23 protein-coding genes are annotated in these 26953 nt (G+C 52.3%); 18 read left to right on the plus strand and 5 right to left on the minus strand.

Annotation, left to right across the window (positions count from 1 at the left end; genetic code table 11):
• Positions 1-42: 42 nt before the first annotated feature.
• Entirely contained in the window at positions 43-597 is a 555-nt protein-coding gene (locus CIK78_RS08315; protein ID WP_096278996.1) for an ATP-dependent zinc protease, read from the plus strand.
• Positions 598-608: 11 nt separating this feature from the next.
• Here CIK78_RS08315 and CIK78_RS08320 read toward each other — a convergent pair whose 3' ends face one another.
• A complete protein-coding gene (locus tag CIK78_RS08320) occupies positions 609-1322 on the minus strand; it encodes a 16S rRNA (uracil(1498)-N(3))-methyltransferase (RefSeq protein ID WP_096278998.1) in 714 nt (237 codons plus the stop codon).
• 151 nt (positions 1323-1473) lie between these two features.
• On the opposite strand from CIK78_RS08320, the gene phaR reads away from it, so the two are divergent.
• The 6 genes from phaR to coq7 all read left to right on the plus strand — a co-directional run bounded on the left by phaR (position 1474) and on the right by coq7 (position 5828).
• A complete protein-coding gene (gene phaR, locus CIK78_RS08325) occupies positions 1474-2007 on the plus strand; it encodes a polyhydroxyalkanoate synthesis repressor PhaR (RefSeq protein WP_255249098.1) in 534 nt (177 codons plus the stop codon).
• A gap of 66 nt (positions 2008-2073) precedes the next feature.
• A complete protein-coding gene (purD, locus tag CIK78_RS08330; RefSeq protein WP_096279000.1) occupies positions 2074-3360 on the plus strand; it encodes a phosphoribosylamine--glycine ligase in 1287 nt (428 codons plus the stop codon).
• A gap of 57 nt (positions 3361-3417) precedes the next feature.
• On the plus strand, positions 3418-3858 hold the full coding sequence (locus CIK78_RS08335) for a thioesterase family protein (RefSeq protein ID WP_096279002.1): 441 nt from the start codon (positions 3418-3420) through the stop codon (positions 3856-3858).
• The gene (locus CIK78_RS08340; RefSeq protein ID WP_096279004.1) at positions 3858-4730 is read left to right on the plus strand and encodes a phosphoribulokinase; all 873 of its coding nucleotides are present in this window, start codon (positions 3858-3860) and stop codon (positions 4728-4730) included. The genes CIK78_RS08335 and CIK78_RS08340 overlap by 1 nt, the downstream gene beginning before the upstream one ends.
• A 30-nt stretch (positions 4731-4760) precedes the next feature.
• Entirely contained in the window at positions 4761-5102 is a 342-nt protein-coding gene (locus tag CIK78_RS08345; RefSeq protein WP_096279006.1) for a histidine triad nucleotide-binding protein, read from the plus strand.
• Positions 5103-5186: 84 nt separating this feature from the next.
• Complete coding sequence (gene coq7, locus CIK78_RS08350; RefSeq protein WP_096279008.1) at positions 5187-5828, plus strand: 2-polyprenyl-3-methyl-6-methoxy-1,4-benzoquinone monooxygenase; 642 nt, start codon at positions 5187-5189, stop codon at positions 5826-5828.
• Between the two features lie 102 nt (positions 5829-5930).
• On the opposite strand, the gene ettA is transcribed toward coq7, so the two are convergent.
• The 3 genes from ettA to CIK78_RS08365 form a co-directional block, all read right to left on the minus strand.
• Positions 5931-7592, minus strand: coding sequence for an energy-dependent translational throttle protein EttA (gene ettA, locus CIK78_RS08355; RefSeq protein ID WP_096279010.1), 1662 nt, complete (start codon positions 7590-7592; stop codon positions 5931-5933).
• A gap of 184 nt (positions 7593-7776) precedes the next feature.
• Positions 7777-7989, minus strand: a complete 213-nt coding sequence (locus tag CIK78_RS08360; protein WP_096279012.1) for a hypothetical protein — start codon at positions 7987-7989, stop codon at positions 7777-7779.
• A 171-nt stretch (positions 7990-8160) separates the two neighbouring features.
• Positions 8161-8595, minus strand: a complete 435-nt coding sequence (locus CIK78_RS08365) for a PAS domain S-box protein (RefSeq protein WP_096279014.1) — start codon at positions 8593-8595, stop codon at positions 8161-8163.
• Between the two features lie 375 nt (positions 8596-8970).
• On the opposite strand from CIK78_RS08365, the gene CIK78_RS08370 reads away from it, so the two are divergent.
• The 8 genes from CIK78_RS08370 to CIK78_RS08405 all read left to right on the plus strand — a co-directional run bounded on the left by CIK78_RS08370 (position 8971) and on the right by CIK78_RS08405 (position 21717).
• Positions 8971-9240, plus strand: coding sequence for a SelT/SelW/SelH family protein (locus CIK78_RS08370; protein WP_096279016.1), 270 nt, complete (start codon positions 8971-8973; stop codon positions 9238-9240).
• Entirely contained in the window at positions 9237-10118 is an 882-nt protein-coding gene (locus tag CIK78_RS08375; protein WP_096279018.1) for a DMT family transporter, read from the plus strand. The genes CIK78_RS08370 and CIK78_RS08375 overlap by 4 nt, the downstream gene beginning before the upstream one ends.
• A gap of 224 nt (positions 10119-10342) precedes the next feature.
• Positions 10343-10747 (plus strand): hypothetical protein, encoded by a 405-nt coding sequence (locus CIK78_RS08380; RefSeq protein WP_141393032.1) that lies wholly within the window; start codon positions 10343-10345, stop codon positions 10745-10747.
• Complete coding sequence (bcsQ, locus tag CIK78_RS08385) at positions 10744-11526, plus strand: cellulose biosynthesis protein BcsQ (RefSeq protein ID WP_096279023.1); 783 nt, start codon at positions 10744-10746, stop codon at positions 11524-11526. The genes CIK78_RS08380 and bcsQ overlap by 4 nt, the downstream gene beginning before the upstream one ends.
• Positions 11526-16052 carry a UDP-forming cellulose synthase catalytic subunit gene (bcsA, locus tag CIK78_RS08390; RefSeq protein WP_096279025.1) on the plus strand — a complete coding sequence of 1509 codons (4527 nt, stop codon included), beginning with the start codon at positions 11526-11528 and terminating at the stop codon, positions 16050-16052. The genes bcsQ and bcsA overlap by 1 nt, the downstream gene beginning before the upstream one ends.
• A 2-nt stretch (positions 16053-16054) precedes the next feature.
• Positions 16055-20206: a cellulose biosynthesis protein BcsC gene (locus CIK78_RS08395; protein WP_096279027.1), complete on the plus strand. Its 4152-nt coding sequence runs from the start codon at positions 16055-16057 to the stop codon at positions 20204-20206.
• Positions 20190-20669 (plus strand): cellulose biosynthesis protein BcsD, encoded by a 480-nt coding sequence (gene bcsD / locus CIK78_RS08400; protein WP_176483381.1) that lies wholly within the window; start codon positions 20190-20192, stop codon positions 20667-20669. Before CIK78_RS08395 ends, bcsD begins: the two co-directional genes overlap by 17 nt.
• 43 nt (positions 20670-20712) lie before the next feature.
• Positions 20713-21717, plus strand: coding sequence for a glycosyl hydrolase family 8 (locus CIK78_RS08405; protein WP_217990280.1), 1005 nt, complete (start codon positions 20713-20715; stop codon positions 21715-21717).
• Between the two features lie 3 nt (positions 21718-21720).
• Here the strand turns inward: CIK78_RS08405 and CIK78_RS08410 are convergent, their stop codons facing one another.
• Positions 21721-22410: an arylesterase gene (locus CIK78_RS08410; protein WP_096279031.1), complete on the minus strand. Its 690-nt coding sequence runs from the start codon at positions 22408-22410 to the stop codon at positions 21721-21723.
• Here CIK78_RS08410 and CIK78_RS08415 point away from each other — a divergent pair.
• The 3 genes from CIK78_RS08415 (at position 22409) to CIK78_RS08425 (ending at position 26950) form a co-directional block, all read left to right on the plus strand.
• Complete coding sequence (locus CIK78_RS08415) at positions 22409-23245, plus strand: ABC transporter ATP-binding protein (protein ID WP_096279034.1); 837 nt, start codon at positions 22409-22411, stop codon at positions 23243-23245. The two genes, CIK78_RS08410 and CIK78_RS08415, sit on opposite strands and share 2 nt — an antisense overlap.
• The gene (locus tag CIK78_RS08420) at positions 23242-25809 is read left to right on the plus strand and encodes an FtsX-like permease family protein (RefSeq protein WP_096279036.1); all 2568 of its coding nucleotides are present in this window, start codon (positions 23242-23244) and stop codon (positions 25807-25809) included. Before CIK78_RS08415 ends, CIK78_RS08420 begins: the two co-directional genes overlap by 4 nt.
• A 235-nt stretch (positions 25810-26044) precedes the next feature.
• Positions 26045-26950, plus strand: coding sequence for an alpha/beta fold hydrolase (locus CIK78_RS08425; protein ID WP_096279038.1), 906 nt, complete (start codon positions 26045-26047; stop codon positions 26948-26950).
• Positions 26951-26953: the final 3 nt, after the last annotated feature.

The raw sequence follows: 26953 nt of genomic DNA on the forward strand, positions 1-26953 counted from the left end.
GCAACGTTTTATTGAAAGTTTTAACTTACCAAGGATGATGCTATGCGAGTGCTAGGAAAAACGTTATTAGGCAGCGCTGTTATGGGTGCCTTGCTATCTACTTCCACCGCGATGGCAGATGACGACCAAGTATTTGGCTGGGTAGAAAATGCGACGCTTCAGCCCTGGGATATTACGGTTAAGGCAAAGCTCGACAGCGGTGCATTAACATCCTCGCTTGACGCTCGTGACATTGAGATGTTCGAGCAAGATGATGAAGAATGGGTGCGTTTTCGTCTCAAGCTGGAAGATCAGGAAAGTGGCGAAGTATTCAGTGATGAAATTGAGCGCCCGCTGTATCGTGAACAAACCGTGCGCGGCGCGGGTGGCAGTGATGACCGCCCCGTTATTCTGATGGAAGTGTGCATGGGCGATACCATCTACGAAGAGCAGTTCAGTTTGCGCGACCGTGAAGAGATGATTTATCCGATGCTGCTGGGCCGCAGCACAATCAGCCACCTTGGCTTGCTTGATGTGCGTAACAGCTTCTTGCAAGAACCCGGGTGCGATGAGAATTCCCAGGTCGTGCCTCACGACCCGGAAGATGATCAGTCTTAACGTATAAACGCTTAAAACAGCCGTGACAGCAGCGCCGTCACGGCTGTTTCTACGCGTAAAATTCGCGGCCCAAGGTGCATTCCCTCACAGCCTGCCGCTAGCAGTTGCTCTACTTCCCAAGCAATAAAACCGCCTTCTGGGCCTACTAGTAAGAGCGTTGGGTGCTTAACATCTCTTGGGCAAGCGTTTGGCATGCCAGGGTGTGCCAGCAGTCCTCGGTATTGCTTGAGTAGGTTGGGAAGCTGTTCTTCTAAGAAAGGCCTAAACCCCTTGCTAAGCGTAACGTTAGGTAGCTGCGTGTCGCGGGCTTGCTCTAAACCTAGTATTAGGTGCTGGTGTATTTTTTCCGCGCGTAACTCGGGAGACTGCCAGTAGCTTTTTTCTACCCGCTTGGTATGCAGCAGGGTGATATCTTTCACTCCTAGCGCAGTCACGTGCTCCAGAGTGCGTGCTAGCATACGTGGCCTTGGCAGTGCTAATACCAAATGCACCGGTAGTGGCGCTGGCGGTGGCTCATCCATCGTTTCCAGCGTGAAATAAGCACGTTCAGCGGTGAGTTCAGTAAGCCGTGCTTTACCCATCGCTCCCCCTTGGATTCCGACAGTAAGCAGGTCTCCTGGCGTGGAACGATGAACGTTATGCAGATGGCCCAATCTACGCGGGTCGCTGATGCAGGCGCGGTTATCGCCGGTAAGGTCGTCGGGGCTGAGTAAAATCAAATTCATAATGAGAGTCTATTGGTCACAGAATAGGCGTGTTGCGTCTATCTAATCGATCAAAGCCGCTTGCATGGGCGCGTGGTGCAGGCACAATACCAGCAACGGGAAAAAGCCCCTATCGCTTTTAAAGTCCCTATCGCTTTTAAGGAGATGCGCCGTGCGCGTGATTCGCAAGTATGCTAACCGCAGGCTGTATGATACACAGCAAAGCCGCTACGTAACGTTAGAAGACCTGCGTCGCTTAATCATCGACGAAGCGCCTTTTCGCGTTGAAGATGCCAAAAGCGGTGAAGACCTGACCCGCACTATTTTGCTATCGATCATCATTGAGCAAGAGCAGGCAGACGGTGAATCTCAAGTGTTCTCCAACGATTTGTTGGCGCAACTGATCCGCGTTTATGACATGACATCACCACTGCCACTGTCGCGTTATCTTGAGCAGGGTACGCAGCTGATGCTGGAACAGCAAAAGCGCCTGCAAAGCCAATGGAAGCAGGCCATGCGTAACACGCCGCTGGACTTTATGCGCGAGTTAGGCGAAGAGAATATGCGCTTTTGGCAAAAGACGCTAAATCAATCTGCGCAAAGCGATGAAGCTGACGCTGACGATCATCAAACGCCAGAGAGCAGCGTTAAGCCTGATGACGATGCCGGCGGAAGCAATAAAAAGAAACAGGACAAAACCACCTGACCCCACTTGGGGCCGCGCTGTGGCATAATGCCGCCAATAACGCTCTCCCGTTTGAGAAGGATGAACATGAAGGTTTTGATGATTGGCGGCGGTGGTCGTGAGCACGCTTTAGCTTGGAAATTGGCTCAGTCGAGCCGCGTTGAACACGTCTTCGTTGCACCGGGCAATGCTGGTACGGCGACGGAAGTGAAGGTCACCAACGTCGCGATTGCAGCAACGGATATCGATAGCCTGGTTGCATTTGCCCGTGATGAGCAGATTGGCTTGACGGTGGTTGGCCCGGAAGCGCCGCTGGTAGAAGGTGTCGTTGATCGCTTTCAAGCGGCCGGCTTGACGATTTTTGGCCCTAATCAAGCCGCTGCACAGCTTGAGGGATCGAAGTCCTTCACCAAAGACTTTTTAGCACGCCATGATATTCCGTCAGCAGACTACCAAACGTTTACTGAAGTCGAGCCTGCACTTGCCTATCTGAGCAAAATGGGTGCACCCATTGTCATCAAAGCGGATGGCCTTGCCGCTGGCAAAGGCGTTATTGTCGCGATGAGCGAAGTAGAAGCAGCCGATGCCATTCGTGACATGTTGGAAGCTAATGCGTTTGGTGATGCTGGCGCACGCGTAGTCATTGAAGAGTTTTTAGAAGGTGAAGAAGCCAGCTTTATTGTCATGGTGGATGGTGAGAACGTTGTTACCATGGCGACTAGCCAAGACCATAAGCGTGCTTATGACGGCGACACTGGCCCTAATACTGGCGGCATGGGGGCTTACTCTCCGGCACCCGTGGTTACTGACGAGATTGACGCGCGTATTATGGAGCAGGTTATTTGGCCTACCGTGCGCGGCATGGCCGCAGAGGGAAATGCTTACACCGGGTTCTTGTACGCAGGCCTGATGATTGACGCCGCAGGCAATCCCAAAGTGATTGAATATAACTGTCGTTTTGGTGATCCTGAAACCCAGCCTATTATGATGCGGCTAGTGTCTGACTTCGCTGAGCTCTGCTTAGCCGGCGCACAGGGAGCATTAGCAGGACATCGCTGCGAATGGGATCCGCGTGCGGCGGTCGGTGTGGTGATTGCGGCGGGTGGTTATCCTGGCGACTATCGGAAGGGCGATGTGATTCATGGCTTGGCAGCGGCGGAGCAAGACGGCTGTAAAGTATTTCATGCCGGCACCGCGCAGAACGCTCAAGGTGAGATTACTACTCAAGGTGGGCGCGTGCTGTGCGTAACGGCATTGGGCACGACGGTTTCAAAGGCACAGCAGTTAGCGTATCAAGGCGTTAAAGCGATTCGCTGGGACGGCGCTGAATACCGTCGTGATATTGCCTTTAGGGCAATCTCTCGCGAGGCCTAAAAAAACATTTGCGCCTATACAGCGTCATTCCTAACCAACACCGTCGAGGATGCAGGCATGGAACGTGTCAAGCTGGACTTTCCCGCTGAAGCGGTTATTCACCGCCACCCCTTGACGGTGCGTGTAACCGATATGAATTACGGCCAACACTTAGGGCATGACGCGATAGTGTCGCTGCTTCACGAGGCTCGTGTGCAGGCTTTTTCGGCACTTAATTTGCCCGAGTGGGATATGTGCGGGCACCCCAGCCTGGTGGCTGATTTGGCGATACAGTATCTCAGTGAAGCGCGCTGGCCTGATGCGTTAATCATTGAAACCGCCGTGCCGGTACCTCAAGGCAAAGCGTTGACGATTTATCAGCGCATTCGCCAGAGTGAATCTCAGAAAATCGTAGCAACGGCGCGCGTAAACCAGCTGCTGATTGATCTAAATACAGGAGCCCCTGTGGATGTGCCCGCTGACGTGAAACATGCGCTTTCTCTTGCGAGGAGTGGCTAATGTCACGAGAGTACCCGGTAATTGCCGTGACCGGCTCCTCTGGGGCAGGCACAACGACCGTAAGGCGCAGCTTCGAGCGTATGTTTTTGCGGGAAGATGTGCATGCAGCGATCGTCGATGGCGATGCTTTTCATCGCTACACCCGCGACGATTTGCACCGTATTTTCCGCGAAGAGCCTGAGCGCAAGAACGAACTCTCCCATTTTGCCGTTGAGGCTAACTTGCTGGATAGGCTAGAAGGGCTGTTCGGTGAGTACGGCGAGCATGGCTCCGGTACGTTTCGACACTATATTCACGCCGAAGATAAGCAGAAAATTGAAGCAGGCTGCCGCGTAGGCACTTTCACCGATTGGCAGTCGCTGCCTTGTGGTACTGACCTGCTTTTCTATGAAGGTTTGCACGGCGGGCTGGTAACTGAAGACTTTGATATTGCGCGTCATGTTGATCTTTTAGTCGGCGTTGCGCCGACCATGAACCTTGAATGGATCCAAAAGATTGATCGTGACACAAAGCTGCGCGGTTATTCACAAGAGGCGGTGATCGATACGATTTTAGGCAGAATGGATGACTATGTGCGCTACATTCAGCCGCAATTCTCACGCACCCACATCAATTTTCAGCGCGTGCCTACGGTTGATACCTCTAACCCCTTTGAGGTCCAGGACATTCCTACTGACGCTGAGTCGTTAGTGGTCATCCGCTTTAGGGACCCCTCCACCGTTGACTTTCCCTGGCTGCTGGCCATGATTAAAGACTCCTTTATGACTCGCCCCCACACGCTGGTAGTGCCCGGGGCACTGATGTCATTGGCGATGGAGTTAATCCTCGCTCCTTTAGTTCGCCATTTGCTGGCACAGCGGCGTTTTCGCTAATCCTTGCTGATAAAAGTAATGGAGTAATCTATGGAATGCCTCTTTTGTAAAATCATCAATCGTGAAATTCCGGCCGATATTGTTTACGAAGATGAGCACGTTCTGGCTTTTAACGACATTGGCCCTCAGGCACCCACCCATCAGCTAATTATCCCTAAAAAGCATATCTCGACGCTGAATGATATTGAAGAAGCCGATCTAGCAACCGTTGGCCGCCTTCAGCTCACCGCCGCTAAGCTCGCCCGTGAGCAGGGTTTTGATGAAGATGGGTACCGTGTGGTGATGAACTGCAACGAAATGGGCGGGCAGACGGTCTATCATATTCACATGCATCTAATGGGCGGGCGTATCTTCACTTGGCCCCCCGGCTAGTAATTATGCTTAAGCAAGATAAGTTCGATTTGGTAATTAAGTACGCTTTAACCGGTAAGCTTAGTTAGGCAACGGAGTGTTCCCATGGATCGTCAACAGAGTCGAGCCGATAGACTGATTCACCAGTTTGATACCGTTTTGCGTACTCTTGCCCCTCATGCGGCATCTCCGCAGCGTGTCAGTCCCGCCAAGGATTTCACCGGAGAAAGAATGGACGATCACGAGCGCCGTCATGCCGCTGGCTTAATGCGTATTCATCACACCGGTAGAGTGTGTTTGCAAGGACTGTATCAAGGGCAGGGCATCACCGCGCAGCTGCCCCATGCACGCAAGCAAATGGAGCAGTCGGCGTTCGAGAAAATCGATCATCTCGCTTGGTGTGACGAGCGCCTTGAGCAGTTACACAGCCGAACCAGCTATTTAAATCCGCTTTATTATATCACCGGGTTTGGAATAGGTGCAGCGACCGGTGCGGTAAGTGACCGCGTAAGCCTGGGCTTTTTGGCCGCGGCTGAAGAGCAGGCGGGTAAGTCTCTTGACCTACATCAGCAATCGTTGCCCGCAGGTGATGTCTGTTCGCGCACTATACTGCGTCAAATGGCGATTGATGAAGCGCATCATTCACATATCGCCATAGAGGCCGGAGGGTTGCGCTTTCCAGCGCCAATTAAGTGGCTAATGCGTTTAGGCGCTAAAATGGTGGCTAAGGGTGTCTATCACTTTTAATATACAGGATTGATCGGCTGCTGATATCTGCGGTTCACATTCGCTGAAAATAAAAAGGCTCCGCAGAGCGGAGCCTTTTTAGGGCCATCATCTTATTTTGCGTCATGCATCAATGCGCTTATATTTCATGCGTTTAGGTGTGTCATTGCCCACACGCTTTCTATGGTCTGCTTCGTATTCTGCATAGTTGCCTTCGAATAAGACGACCTCAGAATCACCCTCAAATGCCATTACGTGGGTGGCGATACGATCAAGGAACCAACGATCGTGTGAAATCACCATGGCACAGCCTGGGAATGCTAACAGTGCTTCTTCCAATGCCCGCAGCGTTTCGATATCCAGGTCGTTAGAGGGCTCATCAAGCAGCAGAACGTTTGCCCCTTGCTGCAACGTTTGCGCGAGCTGCAGGCGGCCACGCTCACCGCCAGACAGTTCTGCTAAGCGCTTCTGCTGGTCGTTGCCTTTAAAGTTAAAGCGACCAACGTACGCGCGTGATGACACTTCATAGCCGTTGATGTTGAGGATGTCCTGTCCACCAGAAACAGCTTCCCATACGGTCTGTTTGTCATCAAGAGCATCGCGTAGCTGCTCAACGTAAGCAATATCGACCGTCTCGCCAATGACTACGTCACCGACATCAGGCTGTTCTTTACCCGTTATCAGTTTAAATAAGGTCGATTTACCCGCACCGTTACCACCAACAATACCTACAATCGCACCATGTGGAATGGTGAAGGAGAGGTCTTGATAAAGTAACTTGTCCTCAAAGCGCTTGGCGACATTGCGAAACTCAATAACGTTATCGCCCAGACGCGGCCCCGGCGGAATATAAATTTCGTTAGTTTCATTACGCTTTTGGAAGTCGCCGGACTGCATTTCTTCGAAGCGGTTAAGGCGCGCTTTACTTTTAGCCTGTCGGCCTTTGGCATTGCTGCGCACCCATTCAAGCTCTTGCTTGATGGCTTTCTGGCGCGAAGCCTCTTGTTTGGCCTCTTGGTTCAGGCGCTGATCTTTCTGCTCTAACCACTGCGAGTAGTTACCCTCAAATGGGATACCTTGCCCACGGTCAAGTTCGAGTATCCAGCCTGCAACGTTATCCAGGAAGTAGCGGTCGTGAGTAATAGCGACCACGGTGCCGTTATAGTCATGCAGGAAGCGTTCAAGCCAAGCCACGGATTCAGCATCAAGGTGGTTGGTGGGCTCGTCAAGCAGAAGCATGTCGGGGCTGGAAAGCAGTAGACGACAGAGCGCTACGCGGCGACGCTCACCGCCCGATAGATTGCCTACTTTGGCATCCCACGGGGGCAGGCGAAGGGCTTCCGCGGCCACTTCAAGCTTACGTTCTAAGTTGTGCGCATCGGCTGCTTCTATAATATTTTCAAGACGCGCCTGTTCGCTTGCGAGTGCATCAAAGTCTGCGTCTGGCTCTGCATAGGCAGAGTAAACCGCATCAAGCTTCTCCTGCGCCTCTTTGATGGCACCGAGCGCTTCCTCTACGGTGTCACGGACGTTCTTCTCGTCATCTAACTGCGGCTCCTGAGGTAAGTAGCCAACATTGATGCCGGGCATCGGACGAGCTTCACCTTCAAACTCTTTATCAACACCGGCCATAATTCGCAGCAGTGTAGATTTACCCGAACCGTTGAGGCCCAGCACGCCGATTTTGGCACCTGGGAAAAACGATAACGAAATATTCTTAAGAATTTGCTTTTTGGGTGGCACTACTTTGCCAACCCTATTCATGGTGAAAACGTATTGCGCCATGGAGATCCGTTAGGTTGATGAAAGAAAAAACGATAGCCGTATGCGGCTAGCTATTCACTGATGATAGAGGTCTGCGCCGTGAAAGGCTAGGTTATGAGAAGTGTTCTGCTAGCTAAGCCTACCCATAGAGCGAGAAGGCTAAGCTGGTGGATGGCAGTACTGGCAAGCGGGGAGAAGCGAATGGCTACTCTTCTTCATCCCAGTCATCTTCAATGACGCGCTGCAATCGGCGTTCTTCTAACCAAGCTTCAACCTGGCGTCGAGAGCGCAAACTGTCGGCTTTGCTGGGTTTGCTTTTGCTGTAATGGTCATCATTAACAGCATCTAAGCTTTCGAACTCGTCTGAGTCGACGCTATCGGTAGTAAAGGTTTCACGACTTAAGGGGTCACGGCTCATGATATGCCCTCCAACCCAGCCGGCGTACCGGCATCACAACGGCTTCATTAGTAAACGCGTTTGGTCTACAAAGTGAAGCGCCTAGCGCAGTTTAAGCGCCTTGCCGCTATATAACGCCAGTTGAGCTGAAGTTCAAGTCTTGTTGGTTTTTTTGCGTTAAAAAGTTAATTTTTAGCTTATTTCTTGCTGTTTTTGTACTTCAGCCAAGGCAAGCTGTGCTTCTATGCGTTCGGTTATATCCTTCTGTACACCAATGTAATACATCAGCTTATCCGCCTCGTCGTAAACTGGCGTAATGGAAAGCTCATTCCAAAACATGGTGCCGTCTTTGCGGTAGTTGCGCAGCACTTCACGAGACGGCCGACCTGCTTTTAACGCTTCTCGAATGGCGCCAAGTGCGTCCTGATCGCGGTCTTCGTTTTGTAAAAAACGACAGTCGCGATATAAAATTTCGTCCGCGCTGTAGCCCGTCAAACGCTCAAAGCCTTTATTGACGTAGATGAGGATATTTTCATCCCCTTCCTGTTCGGCAACCACAATGCCATCTTCAGATGCATCAATAATGCGTTCGAGCAGTTCTGGGCTGATCAAGGGAGATCGTTTCATCAAAGGGTTCCTGTTGCAGCTCCTGTCCTTTCCGGAGACCATGCCTTTCACTCTATGCTTGGTCCGAGCGGGATTTTTACTCACTTTTAGAGGCTAGATAGCCAATGTGTCAGTCCGTAACGGCTATCGAGCTCCATCATGGCGAGCGTTGCGATGCATTGCAATCGTCAACGCACTCTTAGGATCGGACGCGAGGTGTTTTTTACGTCTATCTTGGCCGCTGATAATTAAACGACATGCATCAAACGAAAGGGTAGCGATGTATAGAACGTAACGCCATTAAGACTGGCAGGTGGTTGTTTCCTGTTTCAAGCTAACTCGACATGACAGAATGGCGCTTAAAGAGACCCTATTAATCTGACGGGAAGATTAGAAATGTCACGTGTTCAAATTCGCTATTGCACGCAGTGCCAATGGCTGCTGCGCAGTGCTTGGTATGCTCAGGAGCTGCTTTCGACCTTCGGTGAAGGTTTAGATGAAGTGGCACTGATGCCATCTCATGGCGGCACTTTTGAGATTTGGTATGAGGATGTGCTGCTATGGGAGCGCAAACGCGACGGTGGTTTTCCGGATATCAAGCGCCTCAAACAAAGTGTGCGTGACCAGCTAGAGCCTGGGCGTGATTTAGGCCATATCGACCGATGAATAAGGATCGCCAAGCCATCCTTTATGGACTAGGGGCCGTTGCGCTGTGGTCGACCGTAGCGACGGCGTTCAAAGTGGCTCTTGCTTGGATGAGCCCATTAGAATTGATGTGGCTCGCAGTGCTTGTGTCCTGGGCATTAATGGGGGCGCTCGTTATAAAGCAGGGCAATCTTGCTACGGCGCTGCGCACCGGTTGGAAGACTGCCGCGTGGGCGGGGTTAATGAACCCCGTTGCCTACTATTTGGTGCTCTTTGCTGCGTATGACCGACTTCCAGGGCAGGAGGCGATGGCGCTCAACTACACCTGGGCGTTGGCGATGGCATTCTTAGCCGTGCCCTTGCTGGGACAACGCTTAACGCGCATGGATATCATCGCTGGATTGATTGCGTATGCCGGGGTGTGGGTGATTGCAACGCGTGGCGCGGTGTTCAATGTCTCTTTTGCTGACCCGTTAGGGGTTGTTCTGGCTCTCGCTTCAACATTGCTGTGGGCGCTTTATTGGCTGCTTAATGCGCGCGACTCACGCCCGGCATTAGTGGGCCAATGGCAAAATTTTACGGTGGGTTTGCCGGTGCTAACCATCCTGTTATTACTAGGCCCTGGCTTTCAGTGGCATGGCTGGGGGGCGTTAGGGGCAGGCGTTTACGTCGGGCTGTTTGAAATGGGCATAGCATTCATTTTATGGCAGATGGCTGTCCACAAGGTGTCGCGCACTGCAAAGGTTTCTAATCTTATTTTTCTCTCACCCCCGGTATCACTGATGCTGCTTTTTTTGGTGGTTGGAGAGCCTATTTTGCCATCAACCCTAATGGGACTGGTGTTAATACTTTTAGGGTTAGGGATGCAAACCCAGCAGAAGCAGCCAGAGGGGGGGTAGTCTGGGTAGTAAAATATTTCTTTTTGTCTTTTTTTATTATTTTAATTCTTGAAGTGAAATGTGAACTAGTATAAAAGTCAAACAAAATACTAGTTCTGAAGTATGAGTACATTTTCTTAAATAATGGAATGTGACCATAACGATACATTAATCTTCAGCTGAGCCGATAGCTACGGCTAGAGAGAGGTTATAACAAAGGCATGGAGAAGAGCATAGACATTGGTGTGTTGAGCGAGCAGTTCGGGGCGGATTTTGAGTATCAGCAATTTAGGTCTGACGAGGCTTATTCACACGATCAGCAGCGTTGGAAATTGCTTGATGGGATTGCCAAGCAAGCGCCGGGCGCCTCGCCAAAAAGCGTTGAGAGGTCTAGGCCTATTGCTGTGCCTCCGGTTTATGCCCAGGAGCGTGAACAGCCGCCGGTGCAGCAGGCGGTGCCGTATCGACTAGAAAATAAACAACCGACATCAGGTGTTGATGCTTCTCACCAGCACCCGGTTGACAAGCCAGCAACGCAGCGTTCTTTTGGCCATTTATTTCAGTCTTATACAGATAGTAATGATGATGCTCAAAGTAATCACCGTCAGGGAACATCGCTAAAAGCGTTGATAAGGCAAATCAATAAATGACGCTTATTTGTGTTGCCTCTCCTAAAGGGGGAGTTGGTAAAACAACGTTGACTGCTAATCTTGCTTACACTTTGCAACGCCAAGGTTTAAATGTCACTGTCATTGACTTTGATAGCCAAGATGCATTGAAGCTTCACTTCGGTATTGCTTTTAATGATGCTCAAGGCTATGTCGTTGAAGCCGCGTCTACTCCCTATTGGGGTGAAATGGCCCGAACAACGGCAAGCGGCATTGACGTGCTTGCCTATGGCTGTACAACTAGAGAGCAGCGCCATCGCTTCGAAACGTTTCTTGCCAATGATCCAAGAGCCCTATATCAAGCGCTTAGCGGCTTTTATAACTCCCCAAACGATGTGCTGTTAGTTGACTTGCCGCCAGGGCACTCCGTAGCACTAGAGGCTGTTTGCCAGTTAAAGCCACTGTGCATCACTATGCTGATGGCCGATAGCGCCTCTTTGGCCGTTCTACCCTCTATTGAAAGTGGTGGCTTTTATCCTGATACCATTGGCAGGCATTTGTACTATGTCGCCAATCAGCTAGACCTTCGTAATGACCTAAGTCGCGACGTATACGCGCTTTTAAAAGAGCGTTTGAAGGCATCACTGCTAGGGGCGGTTCACCGTGACGCAGCAGTGTCCGAAGCACACGCACTGCAGGTTTCTGTGCTGCAACATGCGTATACCTCTGCGGTTGTTAATGATATTGAGGCTATCGCCCATAATCTCATTCGTTTAATGCAAGATGCCGAGCTATCTCAAGTACGCAAAGAGGGTGAATAATGAAAACCCTTATGTATAAAGCGTGGATCGCTCTATTACTACTTCTTTGTACCCCTGTCATGTTAATTGTTGTTACAACGCCGATGACGTTGAATAACCAACTGGCCTTTGGGGGCGTTACCGCTGTTTTTTTATTAATCATGGGGCAGGTCGATTCTCCACGCATACGTTTAGCAATGGCATTAGTAACCGTCATGACGGCAACTCGCTATCTCTATTGGCGGGTAACTGAAACGCTCATTACGGATGGTTTTATAGAGCCGATATTGAGCTTTGGGCTATTGGCGGCAGAAGGTTACTGCTGGGTTGTCTTGGTGCTGAGCTTCTTTCAGTCGGCGTGGTTGCTTGATCGTAAAGTTGTCCCACTGCCTAAAGACATCACTAAGTGGCCAACGGTAGACGTATATATTCCGACGTATAACGAAAGCTTAGACGTAGTTCGTGATACTGTTTTGGCAGCGCAAAATATTGACTATCCAGCTGATAAAGTAAATGTTTATCTTTTAGATGATGGTAAGCGAGCTGAGTTTAGCGCTTTCGCATCTCAGGCGGGCGTTGGATATATTACTCGCACAGATAATAAGCATGCGAAAGCGGGTAATTTAAATAATGCGCTCCAGAAAACGTCCGGCGAGCTTATTTGTATTTTTGACTGTGACCATATTGCCACGCGGGCTTTTTTACAGGCGACGGTGGGCTCTTTTCTTGTTGATCAGAAGCAAGCACTTATACAGACGCCCCATCATTTTTATTCGCCTGATCCCTTTGAACGGAATTTAGTCAGTGGCCGGGAAGTGCCACACGAAGGTGAGCTTTTTTATGGTCCTATTCAAAAGGGCAATGACTATTGGAATGCAGCCTTTTTTTGTGGCTCGTGTGCAGTTATTCGGCGCAGTGCACTAGAGGAAATAGGTGGGTTTGCGGTTGAAACAGTCACAGAGGATGCGCATACCGCATTAAAACTACAAAGAAAAGGATGGTCTACCGCTTACTTAGGCATACCCCTTGCCGCTGGGTTAGCGACGGAACGACTAGCGTTGCATATTGTTCAGCGTGCGCGTTGGGCACGGGGTATGACGCAGATATTACGGCGTGATAACCCCCTGTTAGGCCGAGGGTTGAGCATTCCTCAGCGGCTCTGCTATTTAAGCGCGATGTTGCACTTTCAGTTTCCGTTAGTGCGCTTTATTTTTTTAACGGCCCCGTTGGCTTACATGCTGTTTGGACTCAATATTATTCAAGCATCGCCTCAGGCCGTTGCTGTCTATGTACTTCCTCACTTATTTGCAGCCGTTTATACCAATGCGAAGCTGGTAGGGCAGTATCGCTACACGTTCTGGAATGAAATATATGAAACGGTTTTAACCTTTCATTTGCTCAAGCCTTCTCTTGTAACATTGTTTAACCCCAATCGAGGCAAGTTTGATGTCACGGAAAAAGGTGGGCGACTCGAGCAAAGCTTTTTTGATTTTAATGTGACGCGGCCTCATCTGTTTTTACTGGCATTACTGGCTGCGGGCCTAGTATGGGGTGTCGTACGCTTAGTTTGGTGGAATCCTGAAGGTGAGCAAGTAAGCGTATTGCTGTTTAACGTAGCATGGGCCTCATTTAGCGCAATTTTTCTGATGGCGGCGATCGCTGTTGGCAGCGAACAAAAGCAGGTGCGTGAGTACGTACGAATCAAGTTAAGCCGGCCTGTGGTATTACATCTCTCTGGCGGTTACACGCTGTCGTCTACGACGCAAAATTTGTCTATGGGTGGTATGCAGCTTGCTGCAGTGGCTGGCTTTTCAAAGGATGCGCGGATTGACTTTATCGAAATGGAGTTCGATGGTAATCCGATCCTATTTCCTGTGCACATAGTAAGCCGTGATGAACAGCATATACGTCTGCGGTTTGGTACGTTAAATGTGGTTCAGCGCCGCCAGTTAGTGAAGCTTGTCATGGGTCGTGCAGATGCTTGGATACAGAAACGCAAGCTTCCCCACGACCAGCCACTGCGTTCGATGTGGACTGTCATTCGCGCCGTCACGGGGCTTTTTTTCCGCAACTGGAAGGAGCGACGTTTATTTGCCGGTGGTGGCGAAAGTACAAGCAAAGCACGCCAAGCAGATGCACGTTCTGGTAGTTCTGCATCGATGGCAACGGCTGCTACAGCGATATCCACACCTGTCTCCACCTGGGTATGGCGAATGGTTCTCGTCGCGTTGATTATGGTAGGCATCATGTCTACCCAGCGAGCATGGAGCCAATCACTAGATGTTCAGGCCGCTAGGCCGTTAATGCTAGAGATGTTGCCAAGCGAGGCTGCGACGTTGCCTGATGTCGCGGTGAATGCTCGGGGCAGCTTGGCTTTCAATATGCCCGTGGAGACTCGGGAACGAATTTATCCACTGTTGCAGCGTATCGATGAAGGCGAGCCTGAACCACTTCGCATTCAGGGAAACGGCGCTCAGGCGGGTATCGAGTTTTCTTTGCGTAGTGATGAAGTATCTACCGGCGCTGTGCTGCACTTAGATATACGTTATTCAGATGCTCTTTTAGAGGGACTTAGCCGATTTGACGTTACCCTGAATGGCATTGTCATCGAGACACTCGAACTTGATCGGTTTACGGCTGAGCACCTAGTAGCTGAAGTCGCGATTCCGCCTGAGCTAATCATTACCTACAACACACTATTGCTAAGCGTAGCCGGCCAAACACTCGAACAATGTAATAATTTGCTCAGCGAAGATATTTGGGTCGAGGTTTTACCAAGCTCGACGCTCAACGTGAATGTTCAGTCGTTACCTCCACTTAACGGGTTAGCCAATTTACCTGCCCCTTTCGCTGATGCAGCCGACATGGAGCGGCTAGTATTGCCTTTCATTATGCCCTCTATGCCTTCAGAAACGCTACTGAGTACCAGCGCAATATTAGCATCGTATTTTGCGATTAAAGCGGATTTTAGAGGTGCTGACTTCCCCGTTCATCATACTCAGATACCGGATCAACATGCGGTCGTAATAGGAACTCCCGAACAAATGCCTTTAGGAGTAGAGCTGCCGAGCATTGAGGGCCCTACCTTACTTCAACTGGCTAATCCTAATAATGCTATGTATCGGTTATTGATCGTCACGGGAGTAACAGAGCAAGACGTAAAAAGCGCCGCTGCATATCTAGCCCACTATCAAGAGCGTTTAAGCGGCGATAGTGAAACGGTAAGTGCGCCCCAGCTAGCTCTTAGAGAGGCCTATGATGCACCTAACTGGCAGGCGCTTAATGAGCCGATCTATCTTGATAAAATGGCTGGTGAGAATGAAATGCTCGGTGAGGGTATTCGCCCATCGCCGCAAAATTATAGCTTTCGCCTGCCCCCAAACATGCATTTATGGCCGGGTGATAATGTAACGTTAGAAGTGGGCTATGAGTTCCCGCGTGGCGAATGGCTAAACGAAGATGAGTCACGACTGGAGATTGCTCTTAACGGCACTTATCTAGCCTCTTTACCCGTTGAGAAGCGTTCTTTAGCCTGGGAAGCTTGGCGCTTTCTGGGAAATGATATTCGTAAAGAGCGCGCTACGTTACGCATTCCCCAGGAAAAGTTATACGGTAATAACCAGCTCAGCTTTTATTTTAATATGGCAGTGAACATGCCGGAAAATGGATGTGAGCTTGGCCTTCCTGATCGAATTGAAACGCGCCTGTACCCTGATTCTTATTTGGATATGAGCGATGCACAGTATTTTGCAGCACTGCCAGAGCTCTCATACTGGCTAAGTGCGGGCTTTCCCTTTACACAGTGGGCCGATTTGTCCCACACGACGCTGCTGCTTGCCACTGAACCTGATGCCGTTGAGATTAGTACCGCGCTTGGGCTCATTGGGCGCATGGGGGCCTCTACGGGATACCCCAGTCTGGCACTGGATGTGCGCAAGGGGCTAACGCTTAACGACAACTTGTCAGAGCGCGATATATTGGTTGTTGCGCGTGCTGATCAGTTGGAGCGTAGTGAGCTTAATGGTTTTCTTGGGCCTTTCAGTATTGAGCAAGGAGCTTTACGCGTCACGCCTTTGAACTTAGTGACTAGATTAAATCTTTGGGCACAAGCCCAGTGGGGACGAGATACCGAGCGTGCTCGCAATAGGATTGGCAGCCAGTCCCCTAAACAGATATTACTAGGCGTTCGGTCACCGCTGAACCCCACGCGAAGCATTATCGTAGCCACTGCTTTTCATGATGAAGGCATGCGCACGCTACCGGCCGTGATTGATCAGCCCCAAGTTAGTCGTCAAGCCGTGGGGGATTTAGTCATGGTGTCGCCGAGCCAAGAGGTCAGTGCTTATCAGGTTGGGCCGCGGACGCCTCGAGGTGAAATGGTCTGGCATCGTCTTATCCGCTGGTACACCGGCCAATACATTATTCCCATGTTATTAGCTATGGGCATTGTTCTGCTTTTACTGTCCGGACTTCTTTATAGCACTCTCAAACGCCGAGCACTGCGTCGAGCAAATGCTGGTAGCAAAACGCACTCAGGCGGAGAATAACCATGCGTACGCCCGTACCAACGTTAATGAAATTAAAAAATCGGCTTTTGCTGAGTGCCTTAGTTAGCTGTGCGCCGATGACGGCAGCATGGGGACAGGAAAACTCGCAGTCGGCCTTAGATGCTTTATTGCGCCAAGCTGATTTTTGGCAGGAAAATCAGCGTCCTGACTTAGCGCGCCAAGCGCTTGAGCGCTATCTTGCCGGGCGGCCTGATGACCCCGAAGTGCTTTACAGGCTAGCGCGCCAAGCAGTGATAGATGACCAGCCCGATCAAGTAGCGCAGTGGACGCAGCGATTGGAGCAGGCGTCACCTAATAGCCAGTACTTGATTGAGTTAGACCAATTGCAGCAGGGCAATCAATTAGACACAACGCAGTTGAATCGCGCCCGTCAGCTAGCACGCGCGAATCGCTATGAAGAGTCGGCATCGGCATATCGCTCTTTATTTGGTGGCGATACGCCTCCCCGCGGTCTCGCCGTTGAGTACTATCAAACACTGGCTGGTGGCACTGATGCCCAATGGCGAGAAGCGCGTGATGGCCTGCGCCAGTTTAGTGACGACTATCCTACTGATGCTCCTTTAAAGCGTGCATTGAGCGAAGTATTAACCTATCGCGAAGGTACTCGCCGTGAGGGTATTAGCCAACTGGCTCAGTTAGCGCGACAAGGCGGCTCTGAAGCCGTTGCTGCAAGAAGCGGCTGGCGGCAAGCGCTGCTGTGGTTAGAAGCCACGCCGGCTGATGAAACGCTTTATCAGGTTTATGCGCAGGTTAATCCAGACGATAACGACGTGCCCCAGCATTTTGAAGATTCAACTGCTCAGAATACACGCGCCGTAGGTTTCACAGCCTTACAGGCGGGGCAACTGGGAAGTGCCGAAGAGTCATTTCGGCAGGCGTTGGAAGAAAATCCACAAGATGCTGAGGCGAAAGGTGGATTAGGGCTCATATTGCTGCGTAGGCAGCAGTTTGCTGAAGCCAGAGGCCTGCTGTCACAAGCTATGGATCAGGCGCCAGAGCGGCGAGAGCAGTGGGCCGCCGCGTATCAAAGTGCGGCCTTTTATGCTCGCTTAGGTGAGGCGCGTCGTTTAGCGGCAGCCAACAATCTTGACCAAGCACTTGGGCAAGTGCGGCCACTTACTCAGCAGAGCGGCGATGCTGGACGCGCCGCACGCTTGCTGGAAGCCGATATTTTGCGTCGTCAAAAGCGTTTAGATGCCGCAGAACAGGCTTATCGCGCCATGCTGGAAACGCGTCAAAGCGATGTTGACGCGCGAGTAGGACTCGTTCAAGTGCTTTCTGACAAAGGTGACTGGGCGGCTGCACAACAAATAGCTCAGGCGTTGCCGGAAAGCAGGCGCGCTCAGATGAGTGGGTTAGCCACGGCCCAAGTAGAAGCGCTGCGCCTTCAAGCGCGCCAGCAAGATGATTTTGGCGCGGAAACGGCACTTCGAGAAGCACTCGAGCTGGTGCCTAACAACCCTTGGGCGCGCCTTGATCTAGCTCGTTTGCTGGCGGGGCAATCGCGCCCAGATGAAGCGCAGGTGTTGATGAGGCCCTTTCTTGCAAGTGATGCCTCGCTAGATCAGCGTTATGCCGCAGCGCTGTTTGCGTCGGAGCAGGGGCGTTGGTCGGAAACCCAGCGACTGCTGTCGAATATACCGTCAGATTCGCTAACAGTTGAGATGACGTCTCTGCAGCAACGGGCTCAGATCCAGCAGCCTCTGAATCAGGCATTAGCGCAGCTAGAGCAAGGAAATAAGTCTGCAGCGATTGCCTCACTGCAGCAACTTTATCTGCGTTCTGAAGGGGCCGGCCTTACGCCTAGCCAGGTTAGTCAAATTGCGGGGGCTTTGTCAGAAGCGGGTGCTAAAAGTGAGGCTTTACGCTGGGTAGAGCGCGATTTAGCACGTGGTATTGATGAACAAATACCCAATGATTATATCAATCATACGCTGGTGATGGCTCAGGCCGGTCGATCTGACGCTGCCCAGCAATTGCTCAATCGTTTAGCCGCTTCTCCTCAGTGGCGTGAGGATTCCAACGCCTTGGCCGCTGAGCGTGGTTTAGCCATTATTAAAGCCGATCAGTTGCGTCAGAGTGGCCGTTTAGCCAGCGCTTATGACGTGTTGGCAGAGCCGATGCAGCAGTCGCCAGATGACGAGGACTTGTTGTTGGCGATGGGGCGTTTATACGCTGAAGGTGATCGTCAAGCCCAAGCTGAGCAGATATATACCTATGTGCTCACGCGTCACCCTGAAAGTGAGCAGGCGTTGCAGGGAGCGGTGCAGACGGCACTTGCTAACAATCGCTCGCGCCAAGCAAGTCAGCTTCTGAGTCGTTATGGACCCGAGCAACAAACCCCCGATACCTTACTGCTCAGCGCCCAGGTCGCTAGGGCTAATGGCGAAAGCTTAAAAGCGCTCGCCTTACTCAGCCAAGCTCGCCAGCGGTTAAGTGGACAAGAAGACGGTGCGGCGGCCCTTGTACAGAGGCAAAACCCGTTTACCGACAGATCGCAAGGTGCGCGTGCGTCACAACGACCTAACTGGTTGCCGGGCGCTAGTCGTGAGGTCAGTTATGACATCGCAATGACTGAATCGGAAGCGTTGACGCCATCTACCAGCCAGCAGATAGATGAGCTTTCTCGCCAGATCAGGCGTGAGAGAGCGCCAACGGTGGCCACTGAATTCGCCTTTAACCTGCGTGATGGCGAGAGCGGCCTTAGTCGACAGGACCGTGTCGAAGCCCCCGTGCGCTTTTCACTAATGCCGTTTGGAGAAGGGCGTTTTGAGATAGCCGTAACCCCAACTCAGGTAACCGCCGGCATGCCTGAAGGCGATGCTTTGCGTCGCTACGGGCGTAGCGGGCTCGCGGAAAGTGCTGCTTCTCTCAATGAATCGCTTAGCGGTGTGACTCCGATTCTGGACCAAATTCAGACTACCGTTACTAATTTCTTCACGGCCCAAAGTAATCTGGATGCTGCGGTTAATGAGCAAGAGCGGGTACGCTTGGCGGCTGTGTTAGAAGAGGCTAGGCGTTTTTACGATGCCGCCCTTGAGCGTAACCCTTTGTTTGAAGCTGGTTTGACGGTCGCAAGCCTTACCGATCAGCAGCGCGAGCTTTTCAATCAATATCTAGCAGGTAATAGTGTCGATTTTGAGGCATTAAGTTTTGACGGAGAGTCGCTGAGTGCCTTTGTCGAGAGCCGCCAGCAAATAGAAACGGCCCTCGCTGGCATTCAGAGCCGGCTGCAGTCGACGGCACAGTCAGCCAGACCATCCAGTTTACGTGACAGCGGTGCGGGGCTAGCGCTGAGCTATGAAAATGGCAGTGTCAATCTTGATATTGGCAGTACGCCCCTTGGGTTTGAAGAAACTAATCTAGTGGGTGGCATACATTGGCAACCGGAGATCGCTGAGAATACAACGCTGAATTTCACTGCGGAACGAAGGGCTGTAAAAGATAGCGTGCTGTCATATGCGGGCGCTTACGATGCCTATAGTGGTGATACGTGGGGTGGCGTTGTGCGCACCGGTGGTCGCGCAGGCATCAACTATGACACTGAGGCGGGTGGCCTGTATGCAGATATTGGCACCTATCGCTATACCGGCCATAACGTCGCTGATAACCAGTCTTACAATCTCTCTTTAGGTGGCTATGCTCGCCCGGTCAATAATGAACGCCGCCAGCTGCAAGCCGGTGTACATGTTTCCGCCATGGCCTTCGATGATGATCTGAGCCATTTCACTTATGGCCACGGTGGCTATTTCAGCCCCCAAGATTATGTCAGCGTCGCTTTTCCTATTAACTATCGTGAGAATTTCACCGACCAACTGACGCTGGGCGGCTATGTGGCGCCGGGCTTCCAAAGTTATAGCACCGATGACAGCGACTATTTCCCGACAGATCCAGAGGCGCAGGCACTTCTTGATGTATTTTCTGCTCTCGGGGCTACGCCGGCATCACGCTATTCAGGAGAAAGTGAAAGTGGGATAGGGCTTTCTTTTGGCGGTGCTATGGAGTACCAAATGACCCCTGATCTTGCTCTTGGCGGACGGGTGGATTTCAACAGCTTCGGTGATTACAACGATACATCCGCTAGCATGTTTATGAACTATACCTTTGGAGATAGCGGTGAACGAGCCAGATAATCATTCCAAACACATTGAGCATTATGCTCAGCGCCATTGCAGCACCCAGTGGCGGCTTTTCCTAGAACTGGTTTTTGATGAGCTTTTCAATAGCGCAGGCAAAGAAGAGTCTTCGGGTTTCTGGCGTCACATTGGCAGCCGTATGGCGATAGAAATGCCTATGGGCGAGTGCGCTACCTTAGAAAGCCTGGAGAAGGCCATTAATGAGGCATTAAATCTGCTAGATTGGGGATATGTCAGCATCATTGCTGAGCATCAAAAAATGCGGATTTGCCATTCTGCATGCCCTATCCCAGGCGACTCCCAAGAGGGTATCGACATCGGTTTGCTAGCAATGTCTGCCTTGTTAGAAGGATTATATAAAGGTTGGCTAAGCCAGCAGGGGGGGGATATGGAGGTGCCTATTACCTGCATTAGCTGTAATGCTGAGCAACGTGAATGCACCTTTCTTTATGGACGTTAGCCGTTCCTGATAGTGGAACTGCGCATTTAAGGGATAACTCGTTATGCTGCGTCGGCTTATGTTAGGCACTGGGCTTATTGTTTGTATGTTGGTGGGGGCCTGCGCAGCTCAGGCAGATACGCCTTGGAGCACATATAAAGAACGCTTCATCGATGCCAATGGGCGGGTCATTGACACCGGCAATAATAATATCAGCCACTCGGAGGGGCAGGGCTGGGGCATGATGCTTGCTCAGCATCATAATGACCAAGAAGCGTTTGATCAGCTTTGGCAATGGACTCGCCGGCACTTGAGTCGCCCTGATGTCTCTCTCTTCTCGTGGCGCTACGATCCTCGCGATAAGCCTGCGGTGCGTGACCTTAACAATGCGACGGATGGCGACTTATTTATCGCCTGGGCTCTGTACCTGGCCGCAGAGCGCTGGAACAACGCGAATTACGCGAGTGCTTCTCGAAGTATCCGCCGCGCGGTGTTAGAAAACCTGACTTATGAGATTGCGGGTTACCAAGTGCTTCTACCCGCTATAGAAGGATTTCGACGCGATCAAGAGGTCGACATCAATCTTTCTTACTGGTTTTTACCGGCACTAAGAGATTTTGCTGACATTGAGCCTGAACAACCCTGGCAGCGCCTGATTGATGACGGCGTTGTCGTACTGGATGAAGCACGCTTTGGTGCTTATCTATTACCCACTGATTGGGTGGTTGTTAATCAACGAGGCGAGGTTGCACCGGCATCCAACTGGGCGCCTAGGTTTAGCTTTGACGCAGTCCGCATTCCGCTCTATTTTGTCTGGGGTGGGCGCGACGAAGCGCGCGCTATTGGCAGTATAACTGCTTTTTGGAATGACCCTGCGCATCAACCTCCATCAGCATGGGTTGATGTAGTGAGTGACGAGCGTGCGGAATACCCAATTTCGCGCGGCGTGGATGCGATTAGGGCCTATGCGAGCGGCGAAAAACTACCCAGCGCAACGCCCCAATCAGAAGATGATTATTTTTCAGCGACACTTTTGCTGTTGGCGCATATGGCTGAGGATATGCGTTAGGATTTAAGACAGATGGGCATCGACTGAGGATTCTTCAAGAAGCGACTCAAGCTCAGGCCATACATTGTCTAAAATAATCGGCTGTGCTTCAGCAGTAGGATGAATACCGTCGCTTTGCATCAGCTGTGCATCTAAGGCGATGTCTTCAAGTAAGAAGGGCACTAGCGCCACGTCGTACTCCTCCGCCAATGAGTGAAATACGCCCGTAAACGCATCGCGGTACGCTTGGCCATAGTTCGGCGGAATATCAATACCCAGCAGCAGCACCTGCGCCCCGGCTTCTTGACTCTGCTCAATCATGCTAGCTAGGTTTGCCTGCATTTGATTAGGTGCCAAGCCGCGCAAGCCGTCATTACCGCCCAGTTCAAGTAGAACAATATCGGGCTGTCGTTGTCCGATGATGTCAGTGAATCTTTGTAGCCCCCCAGACGTCGTTTCACCGCTAATGCTGGCATTGATAACCTGTGCTTTATCGTCTAGGCGCTCGGCCAGTAAACTCACCCAGCCCTCTTCACGCTCAATGCCGTAAGCGGCGCTTAGGCTGTCGCCCATTACCAGTAGGGTGGGGCGCGTGTCTTCACTGACCGGTTCTGCGTTGACTGAGGTTGAGGTCCAGGTGGCTACCAGTACTAGTACCCATACGGTTACCATACGGTTCAGCCCACACCAAGCTTTAGGGATGTCATGCTTCATGCCTTACTCCTCTGATCAAACTGAAAACTCAGCTGCACACGCCTCGTCAACGACCGAACACTCAAATGGTATCCGCCGCCCTCTTACAGACACCCCCGCGGCGCATAATGTTCCTCATGGCGTTTCCGGGTACCCCGTTCTACATGCCGACAGGCTCTCGAAAAAAGTCACCAGCGGAGAGCGCTCGCTAACTATTTTACATGAGCTGTCGTTAAGCGTAGAAGCGGGTGAAAGCGTTGCGATTTTAGGCAAAAGCGGTGCGGGTAAATCAACATTGTTGGGGCTGTTGGCGGGTCTGGATACACCCAGTGATGGTGAGCTTATGCTCTTCGGTCAAGCGCTCAGCCGATTAGATGAAGATGGCCGTGCGGCACTAAGAGCGGGGAGAGTAGGTTTCGTGTTTCAAAATTTTCAGTTATTACCTACGTTGAGTGCGCTGGAAAACGTCATGCTGCCATTGGAGCTTTCCCCCCGTGCCGGCGAAACACAAACCGCGACTAAGTGGTTAGCGCGCGTGGGGCTTGGCGAGCGCGTCGATCATCTCCCTAAGCAGCTGTCTGGCGGCGAGCAGCAGCGGGTGGCGGTGGCTCGCGCTTTCGTCACTGACCCTGAGCTGGTGTTTGCCGATGAACCAACCGGCAATCTTGACCCGGATACCGGCGCTCAAGTTATTGATCTGCTTTTTACCTTGAACCGTGAAGCGGGCACTACGCTCATTTTGGTTACCCATGATCACGCTCTGGCCCGTCGCTGTGACCGCTGTCTGCGCCTGGATCAAGGCAAGTTAGAACCTTTTGTGCCAGTAGCCGCCTCGGTAGATGAGGGGACGCAATGAGCGATGTGAATTGGCGCTTAGCGATGCGCAGTCTTAAACGAGACCTTCGCGCTGCCGACGTGCGCGCTCTGTTTATCGCTCTGGTACTGGCCGTTGCGGCATCGACGATGATCGCTTTCTTTTTGGACCGTTTAGAACGTGGCTTGGAGCGTCAAGCAAGCCAAATGCTGGGCGGCGACTTAGTGTTAGAGCAGCGCGATCCTTTTTCCGAAGAGCTGCGGGCCACTCTGGAAAATGCCGGCTTTACGTTAAGTGACCAGGTTGATCTCGTTTCCATGATTAGCCGCGGCGAGCGCTTTCAGCCCGCGAGCCTCAAAGCTGTCGATGATGTTTATCCTCATTACGGCGTATCACACGTAGATTTTGGCGATGGCACTGAGGAGGTTGCATCAGGTCCCGCGCCCGGCGAAGCATGGGCTGACCCGCGGCTAATGCAGTTAGTCGAGATACAGCTCGGTGATCAAGTGCAGGTAGGCCAAACCGAGCTTACCGTGACGGGTATTGTAGAGCGTGAGGCAGACCAGTCCGCTGGATTTAGCAACTTTAACCCGCGCTTAATGATGAACACCGCGGATGTTGAAGCGACTGGCCTAATCCAGCCTGGCTCACGCATAGAGTTTGAAATATTAGCGGCAGGCTCGCCAGCGGCACTAGAGCGGGTTCAAGACCTGCTGGCGGAACTCCGCCGCGACGGCGTCGAGGTTCGCGACGTGCGAGTCGATCGGCCTCAGCTGGGGAACGCTTTACAGCGCGCTGAACGCTATCTAGGACTTGCCGGGTTAGCCGCCGTACTGCTGGCAGGCGTGGCTGTCGCAATGTCGACCCGGCGCTACGTCGAGCGTCACTTAGACACCGCTGCGCTGCTGCGCTGCTTTGGCGCCAGTCAGCGCCAGTTAGTATCAATTTTTACTCTTCAACTGCTCGGGCTAGCCCTGGTCGCAGCAGTGCTTGGGGCGCTGCTTGGGCTTGTTGGACAAGCCGTTTTACTCCGGTTGCTGGTGAGCTTTCTGCCCATGACGCTCCCGCCACCGGGGCTGATGCCGCTAGGGCTGGGCGTTTTCACAGCGCTTGCTGTGTTAGTCGGGTTTGCTGGGCCAACCTTGCTGCGTATTAAGCAAGTTAGCGCGTTGAAAGTGCTGCGTCGCGAGCTCGATCCGTTGCCACCTTCTGCATGGCTGGTGGTGGGGGTGGCGGGCATTGTGTTTGGCGGGTTGCTATGGCTTTACTCGGGCAGCCTGGTGCTAGCGATTGCGCTATTAATCGGCGGGGCGATGCTGCTCGGTTTGCTGTGGCTGATTAGCGCCTTTTTACTCAGCGCTTTATTGCGGGGTGTCCAAAGAGTAACGGGAAGCAATGAGTGGTCGCAGGCGCTACGTTTAGGCGGTCGTCAGTTGGCTCGCAGACGCCAGGCAGGACTGGGTCAGCTGCTAGCATTTTCGGTGACTTTCTTTGCGATGGCGATGATTGTATTAGTGCGCGGTGATCTGTTGAGCACCTGGCAAGATCAGCTGCCTGAAAATACCCCTAATTATTTCGCGATCAACATTCAACCCTCCGAGCGGGATCCTTTTGAAACGGTCGTTTCACCGCGTGTAGAAACTCAAAGCACCCTGTACCCAATGGTACGCGGTCGCGTTATTGCTATTAATGATCAGCCCCCAGAGGATGCCGTGCCGCAGGATGCGCGTGGCGATGGCTCGCTACGCCGTGAGTTAAACCTCACCTGGCAAGCAGAGCTGCCCGATGGTAACGAGTTAGTCGCCGGAGAATGGTTTTCAACAGTGCAAGCAAGCGACGCAAGCCAGGGGTGGATGAGTGCAGTTGAGGCAACGCCGCAAGCAACCCCTGTGCCTATTTCGATGGAAGATGGGCTGGCTGAAAGGTTAGGCCTAGGCATTGGCGACGAGATCACCTTCTCAGTCGGTAGCGACGAGATAGCGACACAGATTACCAGCCTGCGTAGCCTTCACTGGGACAGCTTTCAGCCTAATTTTTTCGTTATCTTTCCGCCGGGCGTGCTGGAGCAATTTGGCCACAGCTACATTACGGCCTTTCATTTGCCTGAAGCGGAAAGTGGCCTGATTAGAGAGCTTATTACCGATTTCCCCGGTGTGTCGTTGCTCAATGTGGATGCCATCTTAGGCCAAGTGCGCGACGTGCTTAGCCAAGTGACGCGTGCTGTGGAGTTGGTGCTTGCGCTGGTACTCTTAGCCGGGGTTAGCGTGCTTTATGCGGCGTTAACCGCAAGCCTTCCTGTGCGCGCCCATGAAAGCGGTTTGTTGCGTGTCTTTGGGGCAGGCAGCCGGATGATTTCACGCGTGCAGGGAGCCGAGTATGCGCTGCTAGGCTTTGCCAGTGGTTTGATGGGGGCGGTATTGGCAGAGTTTGCCACGGCAGCACTGTATATTTACTGGCTAGATCTCACGCCAACCTTCCACCTAGGGCTATGGATATTATTGCCACTCGGCGGGGCTGTGCTGATTGGCGTGATCGGCCACGCGCTATCACGTGGCTTGCGTCGCCAAGCCCCAGCGGCCAGCTTAGGGCTTCTCGGGGAGGCGTAGCGGTATCGCTGCGTATTAGCGTGCGAGCCAAAAGCCGACCACGGCGGCGCTGATAACAGCAATGAGAAAGACAAGATTACGGGCGCGAGTATCGCGGCGTGGTTTCATGGCAACACCAAAATAAGCGTGGAGAGAAAAGCAGCAAAAGTATTACGCCGGGCATGGTACCGTTTGTTGCCCGCGTCGTCATCTTGACTGCCTTCACGCAGCGTTATTGGCCCAGGACTTTTAGCTTATGTACCACTCTGATCTAACGGCTTCCCGCGTTTTTGCGCCGCAGCCGCTTTTGCTTGCCGAAGGCCGCCTTGCCGCGCTGAGCTGGGGGCGCTCGGATGCTCCCACGTGGCTGGCGTTGCACGGCTGGTTAGATAACGCAGCCAGTTTTTCACGCTTGGCACCGCTGCTAGTTGAGGCGCTAGGTATCCGCATTGTAGCGGTGGATTTTCGGGGGCATGGGCACTCTTCACATGTGCCTGAAGGCGTCGACTATGCATTGTGGGACTATTGTCACGACGTGCTCGATGTCATGGACACGCTCGGATTAGAGCAAGCCAGCTTGCTGGCCCACTCAATGGGCGCGGCAGTGGCATGTCTAGTGGCCGCGGCGTTGCCTGAGCGGGTAGTGCGCTTAACCTTGATTGACGGATTAGGCGCGCTCAATACACCGCTGGAGGAGACCGCCAGCCAACTGCGCAAAGGATTGGCAGCTTATCGACGGCCGCGTTCTCGGGCCCCACGCTATGCGGATATAGAAAGCGCGATCGCTGCGCGTGTGGCGGGCGGTGTGACGCCGCTAGATAGTATAACGGCCGCGCCGCTTGTGGAGCGCAATACGCAGCCTACCGCCGATGGCCATGTGCAAATGCGTACTGACGGCCGTCTACTGAAGCCATCGCTGGTGCGTTTTACGCCGGAGCAAGTGCTGTCATTGCTGGCAGATATTAATGCTCCGGTTCTCTTGATTGAAGGCGATAGCGGCATTCTGGGTCAACGTGAGTGGGCCGCTCAAGCGCGGCAGGCAGTCAAAGATTTACACCGCCACGTGCTCATTGGCGGCCATCATTTGCACCTGGAGCCTCGTGCAGTGGCGCAAGTCGCGACGATTATTGGCGGTCACTGGGACAAGACCGATAATCGCTAAGGA

The sequence above is a fragment of the Halomonas sp. JB37 genome, from assembly GCF_002332255.1.
In the GTDB taxonomy this organism is placed as follows: Bacteria; Pseudomonadota; Gammaproteobacteria; order Pseudomonadales; family Halomonadaceae; genus Vreelandella; species Vreelandella casei.

What these genes read in the sequence shown, in the direction of transcription:
- CIK78_RS08335 (WP_096279002.1), top strand. Translation starts at nt 3,418, where the DNA reads ATGGAACGTGTCAAGCTGGACTTTCCCGCTGAAGCGGTTATTCACCGC.
- CIK78_RS08360 (WP_096279012.1), bottom strand. Translation starts at nt 7,989, where the DNA reads ATGAGCCGTGACCCCTTAAGTCGTGAAACCTTTACTACCGATAGCGTC.
- CIK78_RS08395 (WP_096279027.1), top strand. Translation starts at nt 16,055, where the DNA reads ATGCGTACGCCCGTACCAACGTTAATGAAATTAAAAAATCGGCTTTTG.
- CIK78_RS08405 (WP_217990280.1), top strand. Translation starts at nt 20,713, where the DNA reads ATGCTGCGTCGGCTTATGTTAGGCACTGGGCTTATTGTTTGTATGTTG.
- CIK78_RS08425 (WP_096279038.1), top strand. Translation starts at nt 26,045, where the DNA reads ATGTACCACTCTGATCTAACGGCTTCCCGCGTTTTTGCGCCGCAGCCG.
- bcsA (WP_096279025.1), top strand. Translation starts at nt 11,526, where the DNA reads ATGAAAACCCTTATGTATAAAGCGTGGATCGCTCTATTACTACTTCTT.
- CIK78_RS08320 (WP_096278998.1), bottom strand. Translation starts at nt 1,322, where the DNA reads ATGAATTTGATTTTACTCAGCCCCGACGACCTTACCGGCGATAACCGC.
- CIK78_RS08345 (WP_096279006.1), top strand. Translation starts at nt 4,761, where the DNA reads ATGGAATGCCTCTTTTGTAAAATCATCAATCGTGAAATTCCGGCCGAT.
- bcsQ (WP_096279023.1), top strand. Translation starts at nt 10,744, where the DNA reads ATGACGCTTATTTGTGTTGCCTCTCCTAAAGGGGGAGTTGGTAAAACA.
- CIK78_RS08420 (WP_096279036.1), top strand. Translation starts at nt 23,242, where the DNA reads ATGAGCGATGTGAATTGGCGCTTAGCGATGCGCAGTCTTAAACGAGAC.
- CIK78_RS08375 (WP_096279018.1), top strand. Translation starts at nt 9,237, where the DNA reads ATGAATAAGGATCGCCAAGCCATCCTTTATGGACTAGGGGCCGTTGCG.
- purD (WP_096279000.1), top strand. Translation starts at nt 2,074, where the DNA reads ATGAAGGTTTTGATGATTGGCGGCGGTGGTCGTGAGCACGCTTTAGCT.
- ettA (WP_096279010.1), bottom strand. Translation starts at nt 7,592, where the DNA reads ATGGCGCAATACGTTTTCACCATGAATAGGGTTGGCAAAGTAGTGCCA.
- CIK78_RS08365 (WP_096279014.1), bottom strand. Translation starts at nt 8,595, where the DNA reads ATGAAACGATCTCCCTTGATCAGCCCAGAACTGCTCGAACGCATTATT.
- coq7 (WP_096279008.1), top strand. Translation starts at nt 5,187, where the DNA reads ATGGATCGTCAACAGAGTCGAGCCGATAGACTGATTCACCAGTTTGAT.
- CIK78_RS08340 (WP_096279004.1), top strand. Translation starts at nt 3,858, where the DNA reads ATGTCACGAGAGTACCCGGTAATTGCCGTGACCGGCTCCTCTGGGGCA.
- CIK78_RS08410 (WP_096279031.1), bottom strand. Translation starts at nt 22,410, where the DNA reads ATGAAGCATGACATCCCTAAAGCTTGGTGTGGGCTGAACCGTATGGTA.
- CIK78_RS08415 (WP_096279034.1), top strand. Translation starts at nt 22,409, where the DNA reads ATGCCTTACTCCTCTGATCAAACTGAAAACTCAGCTGCACACGCCTCG.
- CIK78_RS08370 (WP_096279016.1), top strand. Translation starts at nt 8,971, where the DNA reads ATGTCACGTGTTCAAATTCGCTATTGCACGCAGTGCCAATGGCTGCTG.
- CIK78_RS08315 (WP_096278996.1), top strand. Translation starts at nt 43, where the DNA reads ATGCGAGTGCTAGGAAAAACGTTATTAGGCAGCGCTGTTATGGGTGCC.